The sequence below is a fragment of the Variovorax sp. RTB1 genome (genome assembly GCF_035018765.1).
Taxonomy (GTDB): Bacteria; Pseudomonadota; Gammaproteobacteria; order Burkholderiales; family Burkholderiaceae_C; genus Variovorax.
On record NZ_JASJXG010000050.1, the window covers coordinates 24901 to 31921 of the forward strand.

Consider the following 7021-nt stretch of genomic DNA (forward strand, 5'->3'; position numbering starts at 1 on the left):
CCGTTCGCGGCGCTGACGCGCCACGGCAACGAACGGCGTTTCCCACACGGGGAACGCCGTTTTTGTTTCGCTATCATTGATAAATCCCAGTTACGAGGCACCTGCATGGCCGACAAAAAAGGCTCTTCCAGCGAAAAAACGCTTTACTGCTCGTTCTGCGGAAAGAGCCAGCACGAGGTCAAGAAGCTGATCGCAGGGCCATCGGTCTTCATCTGCGACGAGTGCATCGACCTCTGCAACGAAATCATCCGCGACGAGTTGCCCGCCGGCGAAGAAGCACGCGACGCCCGCAACGATCTGCCGACACCGCTCGAGATCAAGACCAACCTCGACAACTACGTGATCGGCCAGGAGCCGGCGAAGCGAATGTTGTCGGTGGCTGTGTACAACCACTACAAACGTCTGCGTCACAAGGAAAAGTCCAAGGGCGAAGAGGTCGAACTCAGCAAGAGCAACATCCTGTTGATCGGCCCGACCGGTTCGGGCAAGACGCTGCTGGCGCAAACGCTGGCGCGCATGCTCGACGTGCCTTTCGTGATGGCCGATGCCACCACGCTGACCGAAGCCGGCTACGTCGGCGAAGACGTCGAGAACATCATCCAGAAGCTCCTGCAAAGCTGCAACTACGAAGTAGAGCGAGCACAGCGCGGCATCGTCTACATCGACGAGATCGACAAAATCTCGCGCAAGTCGGACAACCCGTCCATCACGCGCGACGTGTCGGGCGAGGGCGTGCAGCAGGCGCTGCTGAAGCTCATCGAAGGCACGATGGCCAGCGTGCCGCCCCAAGGCGGACGCAAGCACCCGAACCAGGACTTTCTGCAGATCGACACGACCAATATCCTGTTCATCTGCGGCGGTGCTTTCTCCGGACTTGAAAAGGTCATCGAGAACCGCACCGAGGCTTCGGGCATCGGCTTCGGCGCCTCGGTGCGCAGCAAGAAGGAACGCAGCCTGACCGATGTGTTTCGCGAAGTCGAACCCGAAGACCTGATCAAGTTCGGCTTGATCCCCGAGCTGGTCGGCCGCATGCCGGTGATCGCTTCGCTGGCTGAACTCAGCGAAGACGCGCTGGTTCAGATCCTGACCGAACCCAAGAATGCGGTGGTCAAGCAGTTCACCAAGCTGCTGCAAATGGAAGGCGTCGACCTGGAGATTCGTCCGGCGGCGTTGAAGGCGATTGCGCGCAAAGCTCTGGCACGCAAGACCGGCGCCCGCGGATTGCGCTCGATCCTTGAACAGTCGTTGATCGACACCATGTTCGAACTGCCCAACGCGATCAATGTCGACAAGGTGGTGGTCGAGGAATCGACCATCGATGAAAACAAGCCCCCGCTGCTCGTGTACCGCGAAGCAGCGAAAAAGGCCTAAAAGGATTTCCATGTCCGGTCATATCCCCTTGCCATCCGATGCCCTCGACCTGCCGCTGCTCCCGCTGCGCGATGTCGTGGTGTTTCCTCACATGGTCATCCCGCTTTTCGTGGGCCGACCCAAAAGTATCAAGGCGCTCGAACTCGCGATGGAATCCGAGCGCCGCATCATGCTGGTGGCGCAGAAGGCCGCGGCCAAGGATGAGCCTTCTGTCGAAGACATGTTCGAGGTCGGCTGCGTCTCGACCATCCTGCAGATGCTCAAGCTGCCAGACGGCACCGTGAAGGTGTTGGTGGAAGGCCAGCAACGCGCACGCGTGAACCGCATCGACGACAGCGAGACCCACTTCTCGGCCAACGTGAGCCCGATCGAAGCGGTCGAAGGCGCCGCCAAGGGCACCGAAGTCGAAGCATTGCGCCGCGCGGTCATGCAGCAGTTCGACCAGTACGTGAAGCTCAACAAGAAGATCCCGCCCGAGATCCTCACGTCGATTTCCAGCATCGACGATCCGGGTCGCCTCGCCGACACGATCGCCGCACACCTGCCACTGAAGCTCGACAACAAGCAGGCTGTGCTCGACCTCGACGACATCAAGGCGCGCCTGGAAAACCTGTATGGTCAACTCGAGCGCGAAGTCGACATCCTGAACGTCGACAAGAAGATTCGTGGCCGCGTGAAGCGCCAGATGGAGAAGAACCAGCGCGACTTCTACCTGAACGAGCAAGTCAAGGCGATCCAGAAAGAGCTGGGCGAAGGTGAAGACGGCGCTGACATCGAGGAGATCGAGAAAAAGATCAAGCTCGCCAAGATGCCGAAAGAGGCGCTGAAAAAGGCCGAGAGCGAACTCAAGAAGCTCAAGCTGATGTCGCCGATGTCAGCCGAGGCGACAGTGGTGCGCAACTACATCGACGTGCTGGTCGGCCTGCCGTGGAGCAAGAAGACCAAGATCAAGCACGACCTGGCCAATGCCGAGGCGGTGCTCAACGAAGACCACTACGGGCTCGACAAGGTCAAGGACCGCATCCTGGAATACCTCGCGGTGCAACAACGCGTGGACAAGGTAAAGGCGCCGATCCTGTGTCTGGTCGGCCCTCCAGGTGTCGGCAAGACTTCGCTCGGGCAGTCGATCGCGAAAGCGACCGGCCGCAAGTACACGCGCATGGCCCTGGGCGGCATGCGTGACGAGGCCGAGATTCGCGGGCATCGCCGCACATACATCGGCGCGCTGCCGGGCAAGGTGCTGCAGGGCCTGAACAAGATCGGGACGCGCAATCCGCTTTTCCTGCTCGACGAAATCGACAAACTGGGCACCGACTTCCGTGGCGACCCGTCGAGCGCGCTGCTCGAAGTGCTCGACCCCGAGCAGAACCACACCTTCGGCGACCACTATGTCGAGGTCGATTTCGATTTGTCCGACGTGATGTTCGTGGCGACTTCGAATTCGATGAACATCCCGCCGGCACTGCTCGACCGGATGGAGGTCATTCGTCTCTCGGGCTACACCGAAGACGAGAAGACTCACATCGCGCTGAAGTACCTGCTGCCCAAGCAGTTGAAGAACAACGGCGTGAAGGACGAAGAGCTCCTCATCACCGAAGAAGCGGTGCGCGACATCGTGCGCTATTACACGCGTGAAGCCGGCGTGCGCTCTCTCGAGCGGGAGCTGTCGAAGATCTGTCGCAAGGTCGTCAAGGGCCTGCTGCTCAAGAAGATGACGCCGAAGGTGACTGTTGACGGCAGCAACCTGAACGACTTTCTGGGCGTGCGCAAGTACAGCTTCGGTCTGGCTGAAAAGCAGAACCAGGTCGGCCAGGTCGTCGGTCTCGCATGGACCGAAGTGGGCGGCGATCTGCTCACGATCGAAGCGGTGACGATGCCTGGCAAGGGCGTCATCACACGCACGGGTTCGCTCGGCGACGTGATGAAGGAATCGGTCGAGGCCGCACGCACGGTGGTGCGCAGCCGGGCGCGCCGCCTTGGCATCAAGGACGAGATGTTCGAGAAGCGCGACATCCACATCCACGTGCCCGATGGCGCGACGCCGAAGGACGGCCCGAGCGCCGGCGCCGCGATGACGACGGCTTTCGTATCGGCGTTGACGGGCATTCCGGTGCGTGGCGATGTCGCGATGACCGGCGAGATCACCTTGCGCGGCGAAGTGACTGCCATCGGCGGCTTGAAGGAAAAGTTGCTTGCTGCCTTGCGTGGCGGCATCAAGACGGTGCTCATCCCGGAAGAAAACGCCAAGGACTTGCAGGACATCCCCGAGAACGTGAAGAACGGGCTCGAGATCGTGCCGGTGAAGTGGATCGACAAGGTGCTCGAGATCGCTCTCGAGAGGATGCCGACGCCGCTGTCCGATGAAGAAGTCGCTGCCTCTGCCGCAGCGGTCGCCGAGTTGGCTAAGCAGCGTTCTGCGCAGCCGGCTGCAGCGCCCACGGAAGGCTCGATCAAACATTGATCGAGCCTTGCCAGAGAGCCAAAAGTTGTTGTATAATCTGAGGCTCGAAACGCGGGATTAGCTCAGTTGGTAGAGCGCAACCTTGCCAAGGTTGAGGTCGAGAGTTCGAGTCTCTTATCCCGCTCCAAGTTTTGAAAAAGGGAAGCTACATGCTTCCCTTTTTTTCGCAGGTTGTTTTCGAACAGTTCTTTTTGGCGCGATAGCAAAGCGGTTATGCAACGGATTGCAAATCCGTGTAGCCCGGTTCGACTCCGGGTCGCGCCTCCAAAAAAACGCTGATGCAGCGAATCAAAGCCCGGAGCCTTCCGGGCTTTTCTTTTTTCGCGCTTTTTCTTTGGCGTCGCTACGACCCATGTTGTCCCAGGTCAAAACCCCTGCGGCGAGGCATGCATAGCCTTGACGGTTTCATTCAAAGGAAACCGAATGGCTGCCTTGAACTGGTCGGATTCGCTTGTGCTGGGCCTGCCTTTTATGGACCGTGAACACCAGGCGTTCGTGTACCTGATCGAGCGCGTGGACGTGGCCGACGATGCGCAGCTTGCATTGGCGTGGAGCGATCTCGTGGCCTGTACGACCAACCATTTCGCGCGTGAAGATCTCTGGATGCAATCCAGCGGTTTTGCTTCGAGGAAAGATCACATCGTGCAGCATCGCGTTGTGCTGGAAGTCATGCGCGAAGGTCTAGTCCATGCACGCGAAAGACGGTTCCTGCAAGTGCGCGAGATGACGCGACAGCTCAGGAGTTGGTACGTCAAACACGTGCAGACGATGGACGCGGCTCTGGCGCTTCATTTGCGTGGCAGGCGCTTCGATCCGGCGACTTCAGCGACTTCACCGGCTTGCGCAGCTTTCACCGTACTGGAACCGACAGGCCACTGAACGCCAGTCGGTGTCGATGCGTGCGGCCTAGCGCGCGATTGTGGAGAGCGTGGATTGGCAGACGACGCATCGAACAGCGGCCGGCTGGATCAGAAGTCGCTCACGCGCAATAACCTGTTCGCAATCCACGCAAAGGGCATATCGGCCGATCGAGATTCGCTGCAGTGCGTGCTCGATGTCGGCCAGCGTCGGACGTCGGACCTTGACCGCCGCGCAGGCAGCGGTTTTCGCATCGTCGGCATGCGCCGCGTCGTTTTCGTGGTCCAGCAGCGCAGCCAGCTTCCTGCGGTCGTGCGCGACGGCCCATCGTCGAAGAATGTCCAGGCGTTCGACGAAGGCCCGCATGTCTTCAGGACTCATATGGCTCATGGTGACTCCGTCTTTTGGCGTGCCCGCAAAAGGCACCGGCGCAGTATCACCAGACGGCCATGGCATCTGCTTGATCCAAATCAAGCGGCGCGGCGTCGCCGCTACAGCGTGAGTGTCACCAATCGAAAACCTGGATCATCGGCAAACCGCTTGACCGCGAAGCCGAGCCTCTTGATCAGCTTCAGCATCTCCGCGTTCTCCGCCAGCACCAGCCCTTCAATCTCTGCGAGCCCCTTGTCTCGCGCCGCATCGATGATGCTTTCCATCAACCGTGAACCGAGTCCCTTGCCGCTGAAGTCGTCGGCCACCACCAGCGAGAACTCGCAGCTCGTCTGATCCGGGTTGGTGATGTAGCGCGACACGCCGACGATGCGTTCAGTTTCGGTCGCCAGGCCGGCGGTATCGACCGTGCGTTCGCGGATCACGGCCACCAGCGCCATCTCGCGGTCGTAATCGATCAGCGTGAAGCGCGACAGCATCGACGCCGGCAGTTCGCGGAAGTGCGACACGTAGCGGAACCACCGACTCTCTGGCGACAGGTGCTGCACCAGGTTTTGCAGCATCTGCGCGTCGTCGGGGTGCACCGGTCGCACCGTGTAGACACCGCCGGCAACGCCACTGCTGCCACCCGCACCCCCAGGCAAGGACCACTCGCGCCGATATCGTGCCGGGTAGGGAAGGATGGCCAGGTGGTTGTAGCTGATGCCATGCGGCCCCGTCGCTTGCGAATTCATGTGACCGATGACGATGCGCGCGTCGACCGCCACCGCACCCGACGCGTCCACGATGATCGGATTGATGTCCATCTCGCGCAGCTCGGGGAGCTCGCACACCATTTCGGAGACACGCAGCAAGACCTGCTCCAGCGCCTCCATGTCTGCGGCCGGCGCACCGCGCCACTCACCCAGCGTCTCGGCCACCCGCGAACGTTCGATCAGGCGCCGCGCGAGGAACTGGTTGAGTGGCGGCAGCTCCATTGCGCGGTCGTCGAGGAGCTCGATCATGGTGCCGCCGGCACCAAAGACGATGACCGGCCCGAAAGGCTCGTCGGTGACCAGGCCGATGTAGATCTCGCGCCCGCGCCGAGCCCGCGCCATCTTCTGCACGGTCACGCCGTTGATGCGTGCGTCGGGTGCGAGACGCGCCACGCGCTCCATCATGTCGGTGTACGTATCGCGCGCGCCGGCGCCGTTCATCACGTCGAGCGCCACACCCTCGACATCCGACTTGTGGCTGATGTCGGGCGAATCGATCTTGAGCGCTACCGGAAATCCGAGCTGCGTCGCGATCATCATGGCTTCGTTGGCGCTGCGTGCCAGCAGGGTGCGCGTGATCGGAATGTGGAAGGCCGACAGCAGCGTTTTCGACTCCATTTCTGTCAGCACCTTGCGCCGTTCTGCGAGCACGCTTTCGATCATCAGCCGCGCACCTTCGATGTCGGGCTTGGCCAGCGCCGACAACGGCGGTGGCGTCTGCTGGAGCATCAACTGGTTTTCATAGAACGATGCGATGTTGCCGAACGCGCCGACCGCCGCTTCGGGCGTGCGAAAGGTTGGGATCGTCGCTTCGGAAAGCACCTCACGCGCGGGCCCTACGGTGGCATCGCCCATCCAGCACGACAACAGCGGCTTGCTCATCGGCCGCGGAATGTCGGCGAGCACGCGCGCGACCGCAGCGGCATCGGCACCCGGCTTGGGCGAGAAGATGGCGAGCACGCCGTCGATCTGGCGGTCGGCGGCAGCGGCTTCGATGGCAGCCTTGTAATGCGCGGGCTCGGCCTCTTCGGAAAGGTCGATGAGGTCGGTCAATGACGCCAGTGCCGGCAGATGGGGCTGCAGCTTCTGCGCCGATTCGGCCGAAAGCTTGCCCAGTTGCAGACCGATCTCGTTGACCCAGTCGGCCGCCAGCACGCCCGGGCCGCCGCCGTTGGTGACGATGGCC

Annotated in this window: 5 protein-coding genes and 2 tRNA genes; 5 read left to right on the forward strand and 2 right to left on the reverse strand. The window is 61.3% G+C overall.

The window, feature by feature from the left end; all coding sequences use genetic code 11:
- Window positions 1–105 precede the first annotated feature (105 nt).
- The 5 genes from clpX to QN397_RS22475 all read left to right on the forward strand — a co-directional run bounded on the left by clpX (window position 106) and on the right by QN397_RS22475 (window position 4711).
- Window positions 106–1371 carry an ATP-dependent Clp protease ATP-binding subunit ClpX gene (gene clpX, locus QN397_RS22455; RefSeq protein ID WP_187052310.1) on the forward strand — a complete coding sequence of 422 codons (1266 nt, stop codon included), beginning with the start codon at window positions 106–108 and terminating at the stop codon, window positions 1369–1371.
- Between the two features lie 10 nt (window positions 1372–1381).
- Window positions 1382–3832, forward strand: coding sequence for an endopeptidase La (gene lon / locus QN397_RS22460; protein ID WP_187052309.1), 2451 nt, complete (start codon window positions 1382–1384; stop codon window positions 3830–3832).
- A 51-nt stretch (window positions 3833–3883) separates the two neighbouring features.
- Window positions 3884–3959: transfer RNA gene (locus QN397_RS22465), tRNA-Gly, on the forward strand.
- Between the two features lie 66 nt (window positions 3960–4025).
- Window positions 4026–4099: transfer RNA gene (locus tag QN397_RS22470), tRNA-Cys, on the forward strand.
- Window positions 4100–4255: 156 nt separating this feature from the next.
- Window positions 4256–4711, forward strand: a complete 456-nt coding sequence (locus QN397_RS22475) for a hemerythrin domain-containing protein (RefSeq protein ID WP_323501950.1) — start codon at window positions 4256–4258, stop codon at window positions 4709–4711.
- Between the two features lie 27 nt (window positions 4712–4738).
- Here QN397_RS22475 and QN397_RS22480 read toward each other — a convergent pair whose 3' ends face one another.
- Window positions 4739–5116: a TraR/DksA C4-type zinc finger protein gene (locus tag QN397_RS22480; protein ID WP_323501951.1), complete on the reverse strand. Its 378-nt coding sequence runs from the start codon at window positions 5114–5116 to the stop codon at window positions 4739–4741.
- A gap of 65 nt (window positions 5117–5181) precedes the next feature.
- A partial coding sequence (locus QN397_RS22485; protein WP_323501952.1) for a GNAT family N-acetyltransferase occupies window positions 5182–7021 on the reverse strand: 1840 nt, incomplete at its 5' end.